Source organism: Nocardia alba NBRC 108234, assembly GCF_001612665.1.
Lineage (GTDB): Bacteria > Actinomycetota > Actinomycetes > Mycobacteriales > Mycobacteriaceae > Nocardia > Nocardia alba.
In genome coordinates this window covers 104,771-123,857 of record NZ_BDAX01000019.1, presented here as the reverse complement: position 1 = coordinate 123,857, position 19,087 = coordinate 104,771, and the positions used below count along the sequence as shown (strand labels likewise).

Sequence of the window (19,087 nt, the reverse complement as noted above, 5' to 3'; positions counted from 1 at the left end):
TGACGTGGTTGGGCGGTGTGTGAGTTTGCCTTGGGCGATGTGACGGGCCGGCGGTGTGTGAGTTTGCCTTCGGTGATGTGACGTAGCTGGGGCGGTACCTGAACTCGACTCCGGCGACGTGACGGGGCTGGGGCAGTATCGGAGGGGTGTTGTACGACGAAGGTGGGTCCGGGGTTCCGATTCTGCTGTTGCACGGGCTGATGGGCAGTGCGCGGACGTGGGCCGATCAGGTGCCGTGGTTGCGGGGATACGGGCATGTGTACGCGGTCGACGCCGCGGGGCACGGCCGGCCGGCGCCCGCCGCGCTCACGACGGAGGCGTTCGTGGCCGACCTGGCCGAGCGCACCGCCGCGATCACCGAGCCGATGGTGATCGTCGGGCATTCGATGGGGGCTATCCACGGGTGGGTGTTCGCGGCGACCTATCCCGAGCGGGTGCGCGCGATCGTCGTGGAGGACATCGCTCCCGATTTCACCGGCCGCACCGCCGCCCACTGGGCCGAACTGGTCCACTCCTGGCCGCAACCGTTTCCCGACGAACAGGCGGTGCTCGACTATTTCGGCCCGGTCGCGGGCACGTACTTCCTCCGCGCGTTCACCGCCGCGCCCGACGGGTACCGGCTCCACGGCGAAGTCGACACCTTCCGAGCGATCTCCGAGGAGTGGGGCACGCGCGACTTCTGGACCGAATGGAAGTCGCTGCGGGTGCCCACCCTGCTCATCGAGGGTGAGCACACCATCACCCCGCCGGGGCAGATGCGAACGATGGCCGAGGTCCATCCCGACGCGGAGTATGTGCGCATCGCCGACTCGGGGCACCTGGTGCACGACGAACAGCCGGAGGCGTACCGCGAACACGTCGGCCGGTTCCTGGAGCGCGTCAGCGGGTGAGTCGAGCGGCGGTCTCTCGGCACGGGCCGAGATCCGATCTCACCCGGTGGGGCTACCTTCGCCCGCGAGTGCGAACAGTCCGTCGTCGGTCTGCTCGATCAGTCCGTCCACCAGCAGCGAGTCCAACGCCCGCGCACGCTGGCCGGGGTCGCGGGTCCATGCCAGGTCGAGGCGAATCCGCTCGACCGGGCCCGACGCGTCGCGCAGCACATCGAGCAGCCGCCCACGGGCCTGACGGTCGGTGCCCTCGTATTTCTGCACCTTGCGCACCACGTCGGCGGCCGGTTTGCCCGCCGCGACCCACGCGCAGTGCGGCAGCGGGCAGCGGGCGCAGTCGGGGTTGCGGGCCGTGCACACCAGAGCACCCAGTTCCATCAGGGCGGCCGAGAATCTCGCGGCTCGCGGCACCGGAGCAGGAAGCAGCGCTTCGGTTTCGGCGAGATCGCGCGAGGACGGGTTGCCGGGTTCCCTGCCGTGCACCGCGCGGGCGACAACGCGTCGTACATTCGTGTCCACCACGGGAACTCGCTGTCCGTAGGCGAAACAGGCCACCGCGCGGGCGGTGTACGCGCCGATGCCGGGCAGACTCAGCAGCACGTCGACATCGGCGGGAACCACGTCACCGTGTTCGGCCGCCAGCACCCGCGCGCACTCGTGCAACCGCAACGCCCGCCGCGGATAGCCCAACTTGCCCCACGCCCGCAGCACCTCCGCTTGTGAGGACGCCGCCATCGCCGACGGCACCGGCCATCGCGTCACCCACTCGCGCCAGATCGGCTCCACCCGCACCACCGGGGTCTGCTGGAGCATGATCTCGCTCATCAGGATGTGCCATGCGGTCGCCTCCGGTTCGCGCCACGGCAGCGCGCGCGCCGTGTCGTCGAACCAGCCGAGCAGGGCCTGCGCGTCGATGCTCACCGTTTCCGTTTCCTCCGAGCCAGTCTCTCTTTGCCGACGCGTAACGTGGCGGACTCGCTGGTAACCGAGCGGCTGTGCACAATGGTCGGTATGCCTGGTTCCAATCCGATAAGCGCCTGGAAGTCATTGCGTGAAGGCAACGAGCGCTTCGTCAACGACACCCTTCAGCATCCTAGCCAGGGGGCCGCGGACCGAGCCAAACTCGTCAAGGGCCAAAACCCCCACGCGATCCTGTTCGGCTGCGGTGACTCCCGCGTGGCCGCCGAACTGATCTTCGACCAGGGTCTCGGCGACATGTTCGTGGTGCGCACAGCGGGCCACGTCGTGGACAGTTCGGTGCTCGGTTCGATCGAATACGGCGTCGAGGTGCTCAATGTGCCCCTGATCGTCGTCCTCGGGCACGACAGCTGCGGCGCCGTGAAGGCCACCATCGACGCGCTCGACGGCGGCGAGGTGCCCGGCGGGTTCATCCGCAGCGTGGTCGAGCGGGTGACCCCGTCGATCCTGGTGGGACGCCGCGAAGGCCTCAACACGGTCGACGAACTCGAGGCGCGCCACGTGGTGGAGACCAGCAAGCTGCTCATGCAGCGCTCGATGATCATCTCCCAGCGTGTTGCCGCTGGTCAGTGCGCTATCGCGAGCGTCACCTACAAGCTGGAAGACGGTCGCGTGCACCTGCGGCGCACCGTCGGCAATATCGGCGAGGTGGTCTGAAACCGGGTCCCCTACCCGGTTCGGCCCCGACACGCCGAGGTCATCGAGCGCACCTCTGCGCGCTGCGCTTACCGTTGAGGCGTGCTGGAACCGAATGGACCGCTCTCACCGGAGATCTACTGGCGCCGCCGTGCACTCGCGATCGGCGTCATCATCGTCGCGCTCGCGATCGTGATCTGGCTCGTCACCATGGTCGCGCGCGGCGGTGACTCGGCCGGTGCCGACTCGGCGGCGGCGAGCACGACCACGTCGGCGGAGTCGAGCGCGGCCGAGACGAGCTCACCGACCGGAAGCACGTCGACAACACCCAGTAGCGCGTCGACCACGCCGAGCGCCACGACCAGCGCCGTCGAACAGCCCGCGGCACAGCCGTGCTCGGATCAGTCGCTGGCACTGAAGGTGTCGGTCGGCCAGCCGACCTATCGGGTCGGTGACCAGCCCGGGTTCGGCACAGTGATCACCAATATCTCCTCCGCGGCCTGCTCGCGCGATCTCGGCGCGGGCCCGCAGTTCCTCGTCTACACCCTCGACGGCCAGCGCAGGCTCTGGGCGAGCAACGACTGCAACCAGGACGACCCGGCGGAGATGAAGACGCTCAAGGCCGGTGAGCAACTCTCGTACAAGGGCACCTGGTTCGGCACCACCTCGCAGCCGCAGTGCGCGGGTGACCGCCTCCAGGTGCCCGCGGGCGCGTATATGGTCGTCGCCCAGCTCGGTGCCGTTCGCAGTGCCGCGGAGCCGTTCAACCTCGCTTCGTGACGTCCGATACCCGCGGGCCGGGGGCATTGTGCGGGTGTGCCATAGGTCGCATGTTCGAGATGGGTGGATTTGCAGTGTTCGCAGGATCCGCGACCCCGTCAATGGTTATTGGCGGGGAAATGGCGAACCGGCACTGAATCGGGCGGTTGCGGAAGTTATTCCACCGCTACTACTTCGCGGGGTGCGCGGGATTTGCGGAGTTCGGCCAATCGCAGTGCCGATCGGAGATCCCCGACCTCGTGGATACGCATCGTGCCGGTCTTGGTTTTCTCCGAACCGGGCGGTACGAGCGCGGTGGTGAACCCCAGACGTTCGGCTTCGGCCAGGCGCCTGCCGAGCCCGGTGACCTTGCGAACCTCGCCCGCCAGCCCCACCTCGCCGAGGATCACCCATCCCGCGGGCAGCGCGATGTCGGCCTCGGCGGACGCGATGGCCAAGGCGATGGCCAGATCGGCGGTCGGCTCGAGTAAGCGCATCCCGCCGACGGTCGCCGCGTACACATCGTGCTTGCCGAGGAAGACCCGCCCTCGGCTCTGTAGCACCGCCAGCACCATGGCCACGCGGTTGTAGTCCAGCCCGCTCACGGCCCGGCGTGGTTGCGGGATCTCGGTCTTGACGGTGAGCCCCTGCACCTCAGCCACCAGGGGCCGTTTGCCGTCCATCGCGACGGTCACCGCGGTGCCGGGGACGGTGTCGGTGCGATGGTGCAGGAACAGCCCGGACGGATCGTCGACGCAGGCGATACCGTCGTCGTGCAGTTCGAAACAGCCGACCTCGTCGGCGCTGCCGAACCGGTTCTTGATGCCGCGAACCATCCGCAGCGACGAGTTCTTGTCTCCCTCGAACTGCAAGACCACGTCCACCAGGTGCTCGAGCGTGCGCGGGCCCGCCATGTTCCCGTCCTTGGTGACGTGCCCGACCAGCAGCACCGCGATCCCGGTCGCCTTGGCCAGCGAGGTCAGCGCCGCGGTGACCGCGCGCACCTGGGTGACCCCGCCGATCACACCGTCCACCTCTGGCGCCAGCATGGTCTGCACCGAGTCGACCACCAGCAGCGACGGCCGCACCTGCTCCACATGTCCGAGCACGATCGACAGGTCCGATTCGGCCGCCAGGTACACCCGGTCGTGCACCGCGCCCGTCCGATCCGCCCGTAGCCGCACCTGCCCGGCGGACTCCTCGGCGGTCACGTACAGCGCGGTCTCCTCGCGCGCCGCCGCCCACCGGAACGCCACCTCGAGCAGCAGCGTCGACTTGCCGACCCCCGGCTCGCCCGACAGCAGCACCACCGATCCCGGCACCACACCGCCCCCGAGTACCCGATCGAGCTCGCTCACCCCCGTGGACCGGGCCCGCGTGACCTTGGCGTCGATCTGCGACAACGGCGCCGCCGCCGTACTCGGCAGCATCGCCCGACGCCCCGGGGCCGCGGTGGACGCCGAAACGGCCACCTCGTTCACTGTTCCCCAGGCACCGCAATCCGGGCACTTGCCCACCCACTTGGACACCTCGTGGGTGCACGCGGAGCACTGGAAGACTGCTTTGGTCTTGGCCACACGCGCACCCTACGGACCCGGACCGACACAAAGGAAAAGCCGCCGCGAAGTTCGCGACGGCTCTTCCCTACGGCTGGTGTCAGTGACCGCCCGCGCCCTCGGGCGCCGGGCCGGACTTCTCGTTCTCGATGCGCGGGACGGCGGCGGCATCGACCGGGACCGATACCTGCACGGTGCCTGCGTCCTTGAAGTTGAACGTGACGTTGTAGGTCAGGCCGGGGACGATGTCCTTGGTCAGGCCCGTGATCTCGATCGTGGCCGGGGTGGTCACCGGATCCTTCGAGGGGATGTCGACACCCGCGGCGGTGCTGGTCGGGGCGGCGGAGGTGGTGGGCGCGGCCGAGGTGGTGGTCGGCGCGGCCGAGGTGGTGCCGTGGTGATCGTCGGCCGCGGCGGGCTTGGTCTCGCCCGGTCCGACGACCACGGTCTGCTGCGGCTTCAGCACGAACTTCGGATCGCCGGCGGGCCCGGTGATCTTGATCTGGCCCAGATCGCTGCTCACGCTGGTGAGCTCATCGGTCACCGTCTCGCTGTTGTTGATGATCGACAGCGCGAGCACCGCCTTGCCGCCCTTGTCGTGCTCGGCGGCGGCCTCCGGGTAGATGATGTGCACGTTGCGCAGGGCGATGGCGCCGACGTTGGCGTGATTGCCGTTGATCGCGGCGGCCTGCGACGAGGTCTGGGTGTGCTGGCCGGCACTGCAGCCGGTCAGGGCGATGCCCGCGGCAGCGGCGAGCGCGGCAACCGTCACCATGCGACGTCGCGCCGAGTGGGCGGTCACAGCTTTCAGGGCAGTCACGGTTTGTCCTCCATGTCGACCGGGCTCACTCCGTCCACACGGGGATCGGAGGGTAGTAACTAGGCAGCGTAGTAGTTCACTTCGCGCGGGTGACGTTCGGGCTCGCGACGCGCGGGTGCGGAAGTAACAGTTCGGTGTCCGGAGGGGGTTTGCCGGAGGGATGCCGGGACGGTGCCGCGCGATAACCTGTCGCTGTGCTGGTGGTTAACCTGTTCTGCCACAACACAATGCACAACAATTCTGGATTGTCAACCCCTGTGGTGGCCTCGTTGTGGCCCTGACCTGCACAGTTGATCGCGCCGTTATCGAGTCGCATGTTAAACTGTGAACATCGAAAGGGGCACGGGACACATGATTTTTAAGGTCGGAGACACCGTCGTTTACCCCCACCACGGAGCGGCGCTGATCGAAGCAATCGAGACCCGCACCATCAAGGGTGTGCAGAAAGAGTATCTGGTCCTGAAGGTTGCGCAAGGCGACCTGACCGTTCGGGTTCCCGCAGAGAACGCTGAATACGTCGGCGTCCGTGACGTCGTCGGCCAGGAAGGTCTCGACCGCGTCTTCCAGGTGCTGCGCGCGCCACACACGGAGGAGCCGACCAACTGGTCCCGCCGTTACAAGGCCAACCTCGAGAAGCTCGCCTCCGGCGATGTGAACAAGGTGGCCGAAGTGGTGCGTGACCTGTGGCGTCGTGAGCAGGACCGCGGCCTGTCCGCCGGTGAGAAGCGCATGCTCGCCAAAGCCCGTCAGATCCTCGTCGGTGAGCTAGCGCTCGCCGAGGGCACCGACGACGGCAAGGCCGAATCGCTGCTCGACGAGGTTCTCGCCGCGGCCTCCTAGAAAACAAACGAACAAGTGCGACCTGTCGTAGCACTGGTCCCTGCCGCCGGTCGTGGCGTGCGCCTGGGTGAACCAACCCCGAAGGCGTTCGTCGCGGTCGGCGGCACACCTATGGTCCGGTTGGCCGTCGACGGTCTGATCGCGTCCGGTGCCGTGCACCGGGTTGTCGTGGTCGTGCCCGCCGAACTGGTCGAGACCGCTACCACGCTGCTGTCCACCACCTCGCTGACCGGCGGTTCGATGCCCCCCGTGCCGGTGCATGTGGTGGTCGGCGGCGCCGAGCGCACCGACTCGGTGCGCGCGGGCATCGCCGCCGCGCCCGACGCCGCGTTCTATCTCGTGCACGATGCCGCGCGCGCGCTGACACCACCGGAGCTGATCGCGCGGGTGGCCGCCGCGCTCCAGGCGGGCAGCCAGGCCGTGGTTCCCGCATTGCCCGTCGTGGACACCGTGAAATCGGTCGACGACGCGGGCATCGTCACCGGAACCCCCGATCGCGCCCACCTGCGCGCCATCCAAACCCCCCAGGGCTTCGCCGCCGACCTGCTTCGCCGCGCCTACGCCACCGACGACGGCGCCACCGACGACGCGGGCCTGGTCGAACGGCTCGGCGTCGCCGTGCGGACAGTTCCCGGTGACCCGCTGGCCTTCAAGATCACCACCCCGCTCGATCTACACCTGGCCGAGGCGCTGCTCGCCGACGGCACCCGGTCCCCGGTCGCGGGCCACGCGCAGGCGGTTGCCCGATGAGAGTCGGAATCGGCAGCGACGTGCACCCCATCGAGCCGGGACGCCCCTGCTGGATGGCCGGGCTGCTGTTCGCGGACGCCGATGGCTGCGCGGGCCACTCCGATGGTGACGTCGCCGCCCATGCCCTGTGCGACGCCCTGCTCTCCGCCGTCGGCCTCGGCGACGTGGGCGCGGTCTTCGGCGTCGGCCGCCCCGAATGGGCCGGTGTCACCGGTGCCGCCATGCTCACCGAGGTCCGTCGGCTGCTGGCCGAAGAGGGCTTCGAAGTCGTGAACGCCGCGGTGCAGGTCATCGGCAATCGACCCAAGATCGGCCCGCGCCGCGCCGAGGCGCAAAAGATACTCGGTGAACTTCTCGACGCACCCGTTTCGGTGTCCGGCACCACGACGGACGGGCTCGGTCTGACCGGTCGCGGCGAGGGTATCGCCGCCATCGCCACCTGCCTGATCGCAGCGTGTTCGTAGCCCTGACGGGCCCCTGAATTCTTCCCACCGCGCAGTGCGTTCTCATGAGTGCTTCTCGCCGATTCGATCAGCCGTCGCGTAAACCACGGCGCCACGAACCGGCCGGTCAACCCCACCCCAATCCCACCGACTAGGATCGAATGCCGTGACCTTGCGCCTTTTTGACACCGACACGCGGACCATGCGGGAATTCACCCCGTTGGTCCCCGGCCGTGCCTCGGTGTATCTGTGTGGGGCCACCGTCCAGGGCCAACCCCATATCGGTCATGTGCGCAGTGGCGTCGCCTTCGACGTGCTGCGTCGCTGGTTGCTCGCGCACGACTACGACGTGCGGTTCATCCGCAATGTCACCGATATCGACGACAAGATCCTGAACAAGGCCGCCGAGGCGGGCAGGCCGTGGTGGGAATGGGCCGCGACGCACGAGCGCGCGTTCGACCGGGCCTACGAGATTCTCGGCGTGCTGGCGCCGTCGGCCGAACCGCGCGCCACCGGGCACATCACCCAGATGGTCGACCTGATGCAGCGTCTGATCGAGCGCGGTCACGCCTATGCCGCCGAAGGCGATGTGTATTTCGACGTGGTGAGCTGGCCGAATTACGGCGAGCTATCCGGTCACCGCCTCGACGACGTGCACCAGGGCGAAACCCCGACCCGCTGCAAACGCGATCCCCGCGATTTCACGCTGTGGAAGGCCGCCAAGCCCGGCGAACCGAGTTGGCCGTCGCCGTGGGGCCCCGGTCGCCCCGGCTGGCACCTGGAATGCTCCGCGATGGCCGAGTTCTATCTCGGTCCGGAATTCGATATCCACTGCGGTGGCATGGATTTGATTTTCCCGCACCACGAGAACGAGATCGCCCAGTCCAAAGCGGCAGGCGACGGTTTCGCGCGTTACTGGTTGCACAACGGCTGGGTGACGATGGGCGGGGAGAAAATGTCGAAGTCACTCGGCAACGTGCTCTCGGTGCCGAATGTCCTCACCCGGGTGCGCCCGGTAGAATTGCGTTTCTACTTGGGCAGCGCGCATTACCGTTCGATGCTCGAATACTCCGACAAGGCACTCGACGACGCGGTCGCCTCGTATCAGCGCATCGAAGCCTTCGTGCAGCGCGTGCTGGATCGAGCGGGCGAGGTGCCGGTCGGTAAATGGACCGACGGTTTCGCCGCCGCGATCGACGACGATCTGGCAATCCCGAAGGCGCTCGCCGAAATCCACCGCGTGGTGCACGAGGGCAATCGCGCGCTGGAAGCGGGCACGGTGGAGTCCGCGGTCGAGCTGGCCGGCCAGGTGCGGGCGATGCTGGGAATCCTCGGCGTCGACCCGCTCGACGAACAGTGGTACACCCCCGCCGACAACTCGGCGGCGAACGACGCGCTCGACGTGCTCGTCCGCACGGAGCTGGAGCGCCGGGCGAACGCGCGGGCCGACAAGAACTGGGCAGAAGCCGATGCCGCACGGGATCGGCTCATCGCCGCGGGTATCGAGGTCATCGATACCCCGCAGGGGCCGGAATGGTCGCTGGGCGCATCGAGCGGAAAGGCGAACTGATGGCAGGCAATTCACAGCGACGCGGAGCGGTCAGGAAGAGCGGCACCAAGAAGGGCGCCGTCGCCGGTTCGGGTGGCAAGCATCGCCGCGGTCTCGAGGGTCGGGGCGCGACCCCGCCCGCCGCCGAGCGCACCAAGCACCCCGCCGCCAAACGGGCGCGGGCCGCAGCCAAAGCCACTGCGGCACAGGGGCGTCCGACCGGTAAGTCCGGCGTTCCGCGCGCGGGTCGCAAGTCCGACGAGGGTCCCGAGTTGGTACTCGGCCGCAACCCCGTGCTCGAGTGTCTGCGCGCCGACGTGCCAGCGACGGCACTGTACGTGGCGGTCGGTACCGAGAACGACGATCGGCTCTCGGAGAGCGTGCAGCGTGCCGCCGATATGGGCATCTCGATCCTCGAGGTGCCGCGCACCGATCTGGATCGGCTCAGCGCGAACGGTTTGCACCAGGGTGTTGCCCTTCAGGTGCCGCCGTACCGCTACGCCCACCCCGACGACCTGATGGACCGGGTGAAGGCCACCGCCGAACCGGCCCTGCTGGTGGCACTGGACAACATCACCGACCCGCGCAACCTCGGCGCTGTCATCCGCTCGGTGTCCGCGTTCGGCGGGCAGGGCGTGGTGATCCCGCAGCGTCGCAGCGCGAGCGTCACGGCTGTCGCGTGGCGGACCAGCGCGGGTGCCGCCGCTCGGTTGCCCGTCGCGCGGGCAACCAATCTGACTCGCACGCTGAAGGATTGGGCCTCCAACGGTATTCAGATCGTCGGCCTCGACGCCGACGGTGACACCACCCTCGACGACTTCGACGGCAGTGTGCCGACGGTGGTGGTGGTCGGGTCCGAGGGTAAGGGTCTGTCACGGCTGGTTCGTGAGAACTGTGACTCGATTCTGAGTATTCCGATGGCGGGTCCGGTCGAGTCGTTGAACGCCTCGGTCGCCGCGGGTGTCGTCCTCGCCGACATCGCGAGGCAGCGCCGTCTGGGCTGAGTCCGCGCAGTTGACGGGCAAAACCGCTCTGTCACCGTACAATTCGTGCTGTGGCGATCCCTAATCAGCCGATCGGTGAGACGGTCGAGCACCCGCAGGCCAACCTGATCCTTGTGCTCGGGCTGCTCAGCCCGTTCTGCTGTGGGCTCTTCGGGCCGGTCGCGTGGGTGCTCGGTAAGCGGGCACTCAATGACATCGACGCGTCCTACGGTGCGCTCAGCGGCCGGTCGCAGGTGGTGATCGGGTATATCGCGGGCATTTTCGGCACCATCTGCATGCTGCTGTACGCGATGCTGTACCTGGCCGGTTCCTGCAACGGGAACTTCTGAGGTTCAGTCCAGGCTCGGGCGCTCGCCGGGGGCGTCCCAGGCGGGCCATTCGCCGCTGACGCTGCCGGTCCAGTTCGGCGGACGGCGTTCCTTGAACGCCGTCATCGCCTCGCCGCCGTCGATACTCTTGGCAACCTGCGCGTTCAGCTCGGATTCGAGCTGACCGACCACCGCGGGCGTCATACCGAGGCTCTCCCAGATCAGCCGCTTGGTGAGCGCTACCGGCAGGGGAGCGGTGCCGGTAGCGATGTCGTCGGCCACCGCCATCGCGGTCGTCAGCACCTCGTCGGCGGGCAGTGCGGCATTGGCGAGTCCGAGCGACTTGGCTTCGTCACCGTCGAAGGTGCGTCCGGTGAGCATGATGTCGGCGGCGTTGGCCAGCCCGGCCAGCCGCGGCACGGTCCAGTGCGCGAATCCGTCGGCGAGCACCCCGCGACGCACCTGATTCAGTCCGTACACCGCGTCGCGGGCGAAATACCGCAGGTCACACTGCAGAGCCAGGGCCAGCCCGATACCGACGGCGTGCCCGTTCACCGCGGCGATCACCGGTTTGCGGACCTGCCAGGGGGCCGGATCGAGCGTCGCGCTCACGTCGCCACCGCGCGCGGCCAGGTCGGCGCCCGCGCAGAAGGCCGGTGGCGTGCCGGTGATGACGACGGCGCGGATCGCGTCCTCGGTATCGCACCGGCGCAGCGCGGCGCTCAGCTCGGCCGCCATCGCCGGGGTGACGGCATTCTGCTTGGCCGGTCGGTTGAGCGTCAGCTTGGCGACGCCGCCCGCGACATCGACGAGCAATTCCGAACTCATGGGATGGAATCGTACTAGCGACCGGCGAGCAAGTGTTTGCCGATCGCGTACTTGTGCACTTCCGTCGGCCCGTCGTACAGCCGGAAGGCGCGCATATCCCGGAACAACATCTCCACGACCGTCTCGTCGCTGATCCCGATCCCGCCCAGCACCTGCACGCACCGATCGGTGACCTTGAACAGTTCCTCGGAGACATAGGACTTGGCCATCGACGATTCGTGTCTGGCCTGCTGCCCCTGATCCATCAGCCAGCAGGCATGCCAGATCGTCAGCCTGCACTGATGCAGCGCCACCTCGTTGTCGGCGAGCATGAACGACACGCCCTCGTGTTCGCCGATCGGCTTGCCGAAGGCGGTACGGGTTCGCGCGTAGTCCAGCGCGATGGACTGGGCTCGGGCCGCCGCGCCGAGCCAGCGCATGCAGTGTGTGAGCCGGGCGGGGGCGAGCCGTAGTTGCGCGTACCGCAGGGCCTGTCCGGTACGGCCTAGCACGGCCGAGGGCGGCAACGTGAGATTGTCGAACCGCACCACCGCGTGCCCGCCGACGTAGTTGCGGTCCATCGTGTTCATGATCCGCTCGATCACGATGCCCGGCGCGTCACCCTCGGTGAGGAACAGCGTCGGGCCCGCGGGCAGGTAGGGGTTCTCGGCGAGTTGGGCCATGATGATCCAGGTCTTGGCGCCGTCGGCGCCGGTGATCAACCATTTGAGACCGTTGAGCACGAAGTTCTCGCCGTCGAACACGGCCTCGGTGCTGAGCTGTCCGGGATCCGACCCGGCGCCACCGGGTTCGGTCATCGCGAAAACCGAACGCTGTTCGCCCCGGATCACCGGCATCAGGTACTGGTCCGCCTGCTCCGGGTCGGCGATCTTGCCGAGCAGGAACATGTTTCCCTCGTCGGGCGCGGCGCAGTTCATGGCGACCGGCCCGAGCGTGGACCACCCCGCCGCCTCGTACACCAGCGCCTGCTCGACGTGGCTGAGTCCGAGCCCGCCGTGTTCCACCGGTGCCTGCACGGTCAGCAGTTTCTCGGCGCGGGCCAGTTCCACGAGTTCGGCCCGCAGATCGTCGTTCGGGCCGTGCGCGGTGAGCCGGGGGTCGCGCTCGAACGGCACGATCTGCTCGACGACGAAGGCGCGAACCCGATCTCGCAGTGCGGCCAGATCATCCGGAACAGTGAAGTCGATCATGCTGGCCATTCTGCGCGCCGAGCCGGGTGACGCGTGGCCGTTCGGCCATCGGGGCGAGATCTCGGGCGGGTTCAGCGCGCGTGCGCGAGTTGCCGATCTCGATGTCCGATGACCCGGCACACCAGGTAGATGCCGAACGAGATCGCGGTGACGAAGGTCGACACCGGAACGCCGGGCGCCAGTGACAGCAGCAGCCCACCGACCGCGGCGATCTCGGCGAACACCACCGACAGCACGGTCGCCCGCATCGGGCTCGAGGTCACCTGGGCCGCCGCGGCGGCGGGCGTGATCAGCAGAGCCAGCACCAGCAGCGCGCCGACGATCTGTACGCCGAACGCGGCGGTGATGCCGAGCAGCACCGCGAACACCACCGACAGCGCCCGCACCGGCACGCCGCGCGCGATCGCGACCTCGGGGTCGGAACTGGCGAACAACAGCGGCCGGTACACCACGGCCAGCACGGCGAGCACGCCCGCGGTGCAGGTGACCAGTAGCGCGAGCCCGTCGTAACCGACCCCGGCGACCTGACCGGTGAGCAGCGAGAACTTCGACCCGGCCCGCTCCGGCGCGAGCCACAGGAACAGCACCGACAATCCGAGCCCGAACGACAGCACCACCGCGATCACCGAATCACGTTCGCGCGCACGAGAACCCAGCCACCCGAACAGCACGGCCGCGACCACCGAACCGGCGATCGCGCCGAATCCGACCCCCACCCCCACGAGCAGCGCCGCCGACGCGCCGGTGAGCGAGAGCTCGCTGGTCCCGTGCACGGCGAACGACATCTGCCTGGCGACGATCAGCGGCCCGATCAATCCGGCCAGCAACCCCAGCAGGGCACTCGCCAGCAGCGCCTGCTGCACGAAGTCGTAGCCGAGCAGATTCGCGGTGGTGGCGAAGTCGAACATCTGCGCAAAGACCTTGGTGAGCTTTTCCATCAGGCGGTACCGCCCAGCGCGTCCATGTCGTCGCCGGTTCCGACGACCACGAGGCGCCCACGCACCCGCAGCACCTCGACCTCGGTGCCGTAGAGCTCCGACAGGGTCCGCGAGGTCATCACCTCGTCGGGCGTACCGATCCGGAAGCCACCGTCGACCAGGTACAGCACCCGATCCACCAGCGGCAGGATCGGGTTGATCTCGTGGGTCACGAACAGCACCGCGGTGTCGTGTTCGCGGCGGCGCCGGTCGACCAGTTCGGCGACCAGCCGCTGGTTGGCCATATCCAGGCTCAGCAGCGGTTCGTCGCACAGCAGCACCGATGGATCGCCGACCAGGGCCTGGGCGACCCGCAACCGCTGCTGCTCGCCACCGGAGAGCGTCTCCAGCGACGCGTGCGCGAACGACTCGGCGCCTACCGCGGCGATGGCCCGCTCGACCTTCTCGGCCCGGCTGCGTCGACCGCGCCAGCCGAGCCCCCATCGATGCCCGTCCACGCCGAGGCCGACCAGGTCGACGCCGCGCAGTTGCACGCCGGCGTCGATGGTCTTCTGCTGCGGGATGTAGCCGATGCCCGGATTGCCGACCCCGGCGCGCCGCCCCGCGATCAGCGCGCTGCCCGCGCTCAGCTCGCGGGTGCCGAGCAGGGCGCGCAGCAGCGAGGTCTTGCCGGAGCCGTTGGGTCCGAGGACGGCGATGAACTCACCCGGTCGCACGTCGAGGTCGAGGTCACGCCAGAGGACGCGGTCGCCGAAGGCCATGGTCGCCCCGCGCAGCCGGATCGCCGCGTCGGCGGTCTCGGGCGCGGCGGTGGTTTCCGACACTGCGGTTGCCTCGGTCATGGGGGTCCTCAGCGCAGGGCCGCGGCGAGCGCCTTGGCGTTGGCGGTCTGCCACTGGATGTAATCCATTCCAGCGGGCAGGGTTTCGGTGACCTCGACCACGGCGACGCCCGCGGATTTCGCGGTGGCCCGCAGGTCCTGGGTGATCTTGTCCTCGGTCTGGGTGTTGTAGATCAGCGCCTTGACCTGCTTGGCGGTGATCAGGTCGCGGGTGGCGGCGACGGCGGCCGGGGCCGGGTCGGTCTCCTGCTCGATCGCCTCCTGGAACTCGCGCGGGGTCTTGTCCTGGGCGGTCGCGGCCGTCAGCAGGTAGTGCGCGAGCGGCTCGGACTGGGCGACCGGCGCGTTCGGCGTCTGGGTGGCGATGGTGCCGGTGATGGTGCTGACGCCGATCAGCTGATTCTTGAAGGCGACCGCGCGCTCGGTGTAGGCGTCGGCGTGCGCGGCGTCGACCCGGCCGAGTTCGGCCGCGATCCGGTCGGCGACGGCGGCCACCGTGGTCACGTCGTACCAGACGTGCTCGTTGTCGTCCTTCTTGTCCGCGCGCTGCTCGAACGCCTCGACGGTCCGCTTGTTCTTGCCCGAGATGGCCTTCTCGATGAACTCGTCGTAGTGGCCGCCGTTGAACACGACGAGATCGGCGTCGCTGATCTTGGCGGTGTCGGTGGCCGAGGTCTCGAACGAATGCGGGTCGGCGGCGGGATCGCTGATGATCGAGCTCACCTGGGCGTCAGGTCCGGCGACGGCGGCGGCCACCGAACCCCACACATTGGTGGAGGCGACGATCTGGGGGGTACCGGTATCGCTGGCGCTCGTACCGCAGGCGGTGAGGACGACCACGGCCGCCACTCCCACCGTGAGACCGGCGAACAAGCGGACGAATCGAGGGTTCACGCGGCACTCCTGGCGATGCTGGCGAGCAAGCTCTAGATCATAATGGAAATCGTTACCGTTTTAGATTAGCAGGACCTACGCTGATCAGGTAACGAGCCGGGTGATCTCGCGAGCACACGGGCGAATCGCCGAGCGGCGGCCGACGTTCCGAGTGCGGAACGCCGGCCGCCGAACTGACGGCGCCCGCCCTTACGTCTGGCCGAGAGACACGGGAAGCCGGATCTGTTCGCTCAGGAGTTGGGCACAGCGCAGCAGGCCGAGGTGGCTGTACGCCTGCGGGTGGTTCCCGAGGGAACGTTCCGCGACCGGGTCGTACTCCTCGCTGAGCAGGCCGGTGGGGCCCGCTGCGGCGACCAGCTGAGCGAACAGCGCCTCCGCGTCGGAGCGCCTGCCGATCAGCAGGTACGCCTCCACCAGCCAGGCGGCGCACAGGTGGAAGCCGCCTTCGCCGCCGGGCAGTCCGTCGTCGTGGTGGTACCGGTACACCGTCGCGCCGCTGCGCAATTCGGCCTCGGTGGCCACCACGGTCGCGGCGAAGCGCGGATCGGCCGGGTCGATCAGGCCGCTCAGGCCGATGTGCAGGGTGGCCGCGTCCAGGTCGGTGCCGTCGTAGGCGGCGGTGTAGGACTGGACCTCGTCGTTCCATCCCTTGGCCCTCACCTCGTCGGCGATCGTGTCGCGCAGGCTCGCCCAGTCGGGATCGGCGGCACGATCGAAGCGCTCGGCCAGGGTCAGGGCGCGGTCGATGGTGAGCCAGCCCATCACCTTCGAGTACACGTGGTGGCGCGGGTTGCCGCGGATCTCCCAGATGCCGTGGTCGGGTTCGGTCCAGCGCCGCTGCACCGCCGACACCATCGCGTGCACCAGTTCCCAGTCGGCGTCGGGCAGGGCCTTGGCCGGTGCGGTGATGCCCTGACGCTCGCGCTCGTGCGCCATCGAGGTGATCAGGTCGACGATCGGCCCGAACACGTCGAGCTGCACCTGCATATTGGCCGCGTTGCCCACCCGCACCGGCCGCGACCCGGCGTAACCGGGGAGCAGGTCGATCACGGCCTCGGGCGGCAGGGTCTCGCCGTAGATCGTGTACAGCGGGTGCAGGCGCTCCGGGCCCGGCAGGGTGTCGAGCACCTTGTGTACCCAGCCGAGGAACTCGTCGGCCTCGGTCAGCGAGCCGAGGTTCACCAGTGCCTGCGCGGTCAGCGACGCGTCACGCAGCCAGCAGTAGCGGTAGTCCCAGTTGCGCACGCCGCCGATGTCCTCGGGCAGTGAGGTGGTCGCCGCGGCCAGGATCGACCCGGACGGGCGGTGCACCAGCCCGCGCAGCGTCAGCGCCGAACGCTTCATCAGATCCGGCTTGAGCGGGGGCAGCTGCAACCCGGCCGCCCACTGCGACCAGTACTGCTCGGCGAGCTGGCGGCGCTGCGCCTCGGGGGTCATCGAGGGCGCGAGATCGGCCGTACCGCAGCGCAATTCGAGTACCACCGGACCGAGCGAAGGATCCACCACCGCGATCGCCTGCTGGTTGGTGCCGTCGGACAGGATCTCCCACTCGACGCCGGGGGAGCGCAGCACCATCGGATCGTTGGTGCCGCTGACCTGGATTCCGTTGCGCACGACATCCATTCGCACCGGCACCTGGCCGAACTCCGGCTGTGGTGCGAAGGTGACCACGGCCTTCGCGGTGCCGGTGATCACCCTGGTCAGGTCGGTGCGATCGGGGGCAACGTCGTGGGGCAGGTAGTCGGCCACTTGCAAACTGGCCCACCGTGTCTCGACCGTCATGGTGCCGTCCACGTACCGCTGCGACAGCGGCAGGCTCGGCCGCTCCGGTGCCACGGTGAAGTGACCGGCTCCCGCGCCGCCGAGCAGGTGCGCGAACACCGCCGCCGAATCGGGTTCGGGGTGGCAGAACCAGGTGACCGTGGCGTCGGGGGTGAGCAGCGCGACCGAGCGCGGGCTCGCCAGCATGCTCAATCGCTCGATCCGCGGGGCACTCGCCCCGGCCAGCCAGGTGCGCCGCTCCTCGACGAGGAACGCCAGCGCGCGGGCCACGTCCTCGGTGGAGTCCACGTGCAGCTTGGCGATGCTCTCGCCCTCGCCGACCTTGATGCCGACATCGGGACCAGAGAGCACGCGGAACGCCTTCTCGTCGGTCACGTCGTCGCCGAAGAACACCGCGGCCGACGCGCTCGCCTGATGACGGATGGTGTCGAGCGCGGTGCCCTTGTCGGTGGGGATCACCGCGAGCTCGATCACCGCCTTGCCCTCGGTCACCTGCACGCCGTCCCAGGACGCCGGGCCTTGGCGCACGGAAGTCAGTGCGCGCCTTCCGATTTCCGGGTCGGCGTTACGCACGTGCAGCGCGGCGCTGGCCGGCTTCATCTCCACGGTCACGCCCAGGTTGTCGGTGGCGATCTTCGAGAACGCGGAATTGATCTCTGTCAGTAGCTTTTTGGCGTCCTTGTCGATCGCGTGCACGAAGCCGACGTCGAACTCGGAGCCGTGACTGCCGATCAGCTGCACCTCGACCGGCAGGCGCGAGAGCGCGGCCAGATCGCGTAGTGCCCGACCGGAGATCACCGCCGCCGTCGTGTTCGCCAACCCCGCGAGCGCGCGTAAGGCGCTCACCGATTCCCGTTGGGGAAACGCTTTCGACGGGTCGGACACGATCGGGGCGATTGTCCCGTCGTAGTCCGAGGCAACCAAGAGCCGTGGCACGCGCGCAACCGACGCCAGTGCACGGCGGACATCCAAGGGCAGTTCCTGTGCGCTCACGCATCCAACCTAGTGATGGGAGGAGTTGATCAGGGGGCGCGAAAAACAATACTGCGTCAATTCTCCCGCTCGAGCGGCGCGGCAGGTTGTGCGCTCGACCCCCCGGTCGTCGCCTCGCGACCTCATGGCAAATTCCGCACCCCGGGTCCACCGATGTCGGACGTATTCGTCGAGCTCACCGGGCACGGGCAGGCTCGGCGAGGCACGGGGACCCGGTAGATGCGCTGTTTCGCATATGCGATGTCTGCTATGCATCTTCCCACTGGAAGGCGCACAGCCGACGGGTGTCAACAGTGATGGGCGATTTGTGATGTTGCGGTAGTGAGCTTTGCCGGGTTGCTCGGTTATCCGCGATCGCCCAGCAACAGGTCGACGGTGAGCTCGAGTCGTTCCGTGACATCGGTCGCGGACGCGCGCCGGGTGAGCCAAGCCACCAGGTTCGACAGCCACACATCGGAGATGACGCGGGCGATGGCGAGCTGGCGCTCGTCGGGTTCGCCGTCGCTCATCGCGCGGGCGAAGACCCGGTCCATCACCTTGCCGACCCGATCCACTTCCGCGGCGGCCGAGGCGTCGGCGAACATGAACGCGCGCGTCATCGCCTCGGTGAGTAGCGGGTCGCGCTGCATCATGCGGGTGATCTGGGTGAGCAGGGTGTGCATGCGCTCGGACGGGCCGTCGCCGGGCAGCGGCTTGCGCTTGCCCTCGAACATCTCGAATTCCCTGGCCAGCGCCGAAACGAGCAGGTGCACCTTGGACGGGAAGTAGCGGTACAGCGTGCCGACGGCCACGTCGGCGCGCTCGGCGACCGCGCGCATCTGCACGGCGTCGTAGCCGCCCTTGGAGGCGAGCGCGAGGGTGGCGTCGAGGATGCGCTTGCGCCGGTCGCGCTGTGCGCTGGAGCTGAGTTCGTCCTCGGACAGCGTGGTCACGGTGGGCGTTGGTGCGGGACTGTCCATCGTGGAAACCCTTCGCTTCAGTAGTGATCGATCGGCCGAGGCATGCCCGGAGCTTGGTGTGAGTGTAGGTCTCTTGACTTACACCCGGCTCAGATATTAGAACATGTTCTAGAAGTGTGAACCACGCCGGAA

At 68.4% G+C, this 19,087-nt stretch carries 19 protein-coding genes; 9 read left to right on the top strand and 10 right to left on the bottom strand.

Going from position 1 to position 19,087, the window contains the following annotated elements:
• Positions 1-146: 146 nt before the first annotated feature.
• On the top strand, positions 147-890 hold the full coding sequence (locus NA12_RS21545; RefSeq protein ID WP_067454194.1) for an alpha/beta fold hydrolase: 744 nt from the start codon (positions 147-149) through the stop codon (positions 888-890).
• 39 nt (positions 891-929) lie between these two features.
• Here NA12_RS21545 and NA12_RS21540 read toward each other — a convergent pair whose 3' ends face one another.
• Positions 930-1,808, bottom strand: a complete 879-nt coding sequence (locus NA12_RS21540; RefSeq protein WP_067454192.1) for an iron-sulfur binding domain-containing protein — start codon at positions 1,806-1,808, stop codon at positions 930-932.
• Between the two features lie 90 nt (positions 1,809-1,898).
• Between NA12_RS21540 and NA12_RS21535 the strand changes: the two genes are divergently transcribed.
• Complete coding sequence (locus NA12_RS21535; protein WP_067454672.1) at positions 1,899-2,522, top strand: carbonic anhydrase; 624 nt, start codon at positions 1,899-1,901, stop codon at positions 2,520-2,522.
• An 81-nt stretch (positions 2,523-2,603) separates the two neighbouring features.
• Positions 2,604-3,281: a hypothetical protein gene (locus NA12_RS21530; RefSeq protein WP_067454189.1), complete on the top strand. Its 678-nt coding sequence runs from the start codon at positions 2,604-2,606 to the stop codon at positions 3,279-3,281.
• A 155-nt stretch (positions 3,282-3,436) separates the two neighbouring features.
• On the opposite strand, the gene radA is transcribed toward NA12_RS21530, so the two are convergent.
• Positions 3,437-4,837, bottom strand: a complete 1,401-nt coding sequence (radA, locus tag NA12_RS21525; protein ID WP_067454187.1) for a DNA repair protein RadA — start codon at positions 4,835-4,837, stop codon at positions 3,437-3,439.
• Between the two features lie 79 nt (positions 4,838-4,916).
• The gene (locus NA12_RS21520) at positions 4,917-5,636 is read right to left on the bottom strand and encodes a copper chaperone PCu(A)C domain-containing protein (RefSeq protein ID WP_243654806.1); all 720 of its coding nucleotides are present in this window, start codon (positions 5,634-5,636) and stop codon (positions 4,917-4,919) included.
• 351 nt (positions 5,637-5,987) lie between these two features.
• On the opposite strand from NA12_RS21520, the gene carD reads away from it, so the two are divergent.
• The 6 genes from carD (at position 5,988) to NA12_RS21490 (ending at position 10,551) form a co-directional block, all read left to right on the top strand.
• Positions 5,988-6,476: an RNA polymerase-binding transcription factor CarD gene (gene carD / locus NA12_RS21515; RefSeq protein ID WP_019044685.1), complete on the top strand. Its 489-nt coding sequence runs from the start codon at positions 5,988-5,990 to the stop codon at positions 6,474-6,476.
• A gap of 15 nt (positions 6,477-6,491) precedes the next feature.
• A complete protein-coding gene (gene ispD / locus NA12_RS21510; RefSeq protein WP_084472978.1) occupies positions 6,492-7,226 on the top strand; it encodes a 2-C-methyl-D-erythritol 4-phosphate cytidylyltransferase in 735 nt (244 codons plus the stop codon).
• Complete coding sequence (gene ispF / locus NA12_RS21505) at positions 7,223-7,690, top strand: 2-C-methyl-D-erythritol 2,4-cyclodiphosphate synthase (protein ID WP_067454185.1); 468 nt, start codon at positions 7,223-7,225, stop codon at positions 7,688-7,690. Before ispD ends, ispF begins: the two co-directional genes overlap by 4 nt.
• A 145-nt stretch (positions 7,691-7,835) precedes the next feature.
• On the top strand, positions 7,836-9,239 hold the full coding sequence (cysS, locus tag NA12_RS21500; RefSeq protein WP_067454183.1) for a cysteine--tRNA ligase: 1,404 nt from the start codon (positions 7,836-7,838) through the stop codon (positions 9,237-9,239).
• Positions 9,239-10,222, top strand: coding sequence for a 23S rRNA (guanosine(2251)-2'-O)-methyltransferase RlmB (rlmB, locus tag NA12_RS21495; RefSeq protein WP_067454664.1), 984 nt, complete (start codon positions 9,239-9,241; stop codon positions 10,220-10,222). Before cysS ends, rlmB begins: the two co-directional genes overlap by 1 nt.
• A gap of 50 nt (positions 10,223-10,272) precedes the next feature.
• The gene (locus NA12_RS21490; protein WP_067454181.1) at positions 10,273-10,551 is read left to right on the top strand and encodes a DUF4190 domain-containing protein; all 279 of its coding nucleotides are present in this window, start codon (positions 10,273-10,275) and stop codon (positions 10,549-10,551) included.
• A gap of 3 nt (positions 10,552-10,554) precedes the next feature.
• Here the strand turns inward: NA12_RS21490 and NA12_RS21485 are convergent, their stop codons facing one another.
• The 7 genes from NA12_RS21485 to kstR all read right to left on the bottom strand — a co-directional run bounded on the left by NA12_RS21485 (position 10,555) and on the right by kstR (position 18,955).
• Positions 10,555-11,358 carry an enoyl-CoA hydratase/isomerase family protein gene (locus NA12_RS21485; RefSeq protein ID WP_067454178.1) on the bottom strand — a complete coding sequence of 268 codons (804 nt, stop codon included), beginning with the start codon at positions 11,356-11,358 and terminating at the stop codon, positions 10,555-10,557.
• Positions 11,359-11,372: 14 nt separating this feature from the next.
• Positions 11,373-12,548 carry an acyl-CoA dehydrogenase family protein gene (locus tag NA12_RS21480; protein ID WP_067454175.1) on the bottom strand — a complete coding sequence of 392 codons (1,176 nt, stop codon included), beginning with the start codon at positions 12,546-12,548 and terminating at the stop codon, positions 11,373-11,375.
• Positions 12,549-12,619: 71 nt separating this feature from the next.
• Positions 12,620-13,486 carry a metal ABC transporter permease gene (locus tag NA12_RS21475; RefSeq protein WP_174551116.1) on the bottom strand — a complete coding sequence of 289 codons (867 nt, stop codon included), beginning with the start codon at positions 13,484-13,486 and terminating at the stop codon, positions 12,620-12,622.
• The gene (locus NA12_RS21470; protein ID WP_067454173.1) at positions 13,486-14,328 is read right to left on the bottom strand and encodes a metal ABC transporter ATP-binding protein; all 843 of its coding nucleotides are present in this window, start codon (positions 14,326-14,328) and stop codon (positions 13,486-13,488) included. Before NA12_RS21470 ends, NA12_RS21475 begins: the two co-directional genes overlap by 1 nt.
• Positions 14,329-14,336: 8 nt before the next feature.
• The gene (locus tag NA12_RS21465) at positions 14,337-15,221 is read right to left on the bottom strand and encodes a metal ABC transporter solute-binding protein, Zn/Mn family (protein ID WP_067454170.1); all 885 of its coding nucleotides are present in this window, start codon (positions 15,219-15,221) and stop codon (positions 14,337-14,339) included.
• 189 nt (positions 15,222-15,410) lie between these two features.
• Positions 15,411-17,996, bottom strand: coding sequence for a trehalose-phosphatase (gene otsB, locus NA12_RS21460; protein ID WP_067454167.1), 2,586 nt, complete (start codon positions 17,994-17,996; stop codon positions 15,411-15,413).
• Positions 17,997-18,340: 344 nt separating this feature from the next.
• Positions 18,341-18,955, bottom strand: a complete 615-nt coding sequence (gene kstR / locus NA12_RS21455) for a cholesterol catabolism transcriptional regulator KstR (protein ID WP_067454165.1) — start codon at positions 18,953-18,955, stop codon at positions 18,341-18,343.
• Positions 18,956-19,087 lie beyond the last annotated feature (132 nt).

Excerpts from the sequence above, each read along its gene's own strand:
- NA12_RS21535 (WP_067454672.1), top strand. The coding sequence starts at position 1,899 with ATGCCTGGTTCCAATCCGATAAGCGCCTGGAAGTCATTGCGTGAAGGC.
- carD (WP_019044685.1), top strand. The coding sequence starts at position 5,988 with ATGATTTTTAAGGTCGGAGACACCGTCGTTTACCCCCACCACGGAGCG.
- ispF (WP_067454185.1), top strand. The coding sequence starts at position 7,223 with ATGAGAGTCGGAATCGGCAGCGACGTGCACCCCATCGAGCCGGGACGC.
- rlmB (WP_067454664.1), top strand. The coding sequence starts at position 9,239 with ATGGCAGGCAATTCACAGCGACGCGGAGCGGTCAGGAAGAGCGGCACC.
- NA12_RS21485 (WP_067454178.1), bottom strand. The coding sequence starts at position 11,358 with ATGAGTTCGGAATTGCTCGTCGATGTCGCGGGCGGCGTCGCCAAGCTG.
- NA12_RS21480 (WP_067454175.1), bottom strand. The coding sequence starts at position 12,548 with ATGATCGACTTCACTGTTCCGGATGATCTGGCCGCACTGCGAGATCGG.
- NA12_RS21475 (WP_174551116.1), bottom strand. The coding sequence starts at position 13,486 with ATGGAAAAGCTCACCAAGGTCTTTGCGCAGATGTTCGACTTCGCCACC.
- NA12_RS21470 (WP_067454173.1), bottom strand. The coding sequence starts at position 14,328 with ATGACCGAGGCAACCGCAGTGTCGGAAACCACCGCCGCGCCCGAGACC.
- kstR (WP_067454165.1), bottom strand. The coding sequence starts at position 18,955 with ATGGACAGTCCCGCACCAACGCCCACCGTGACCACGCTGTCCGAGGAC.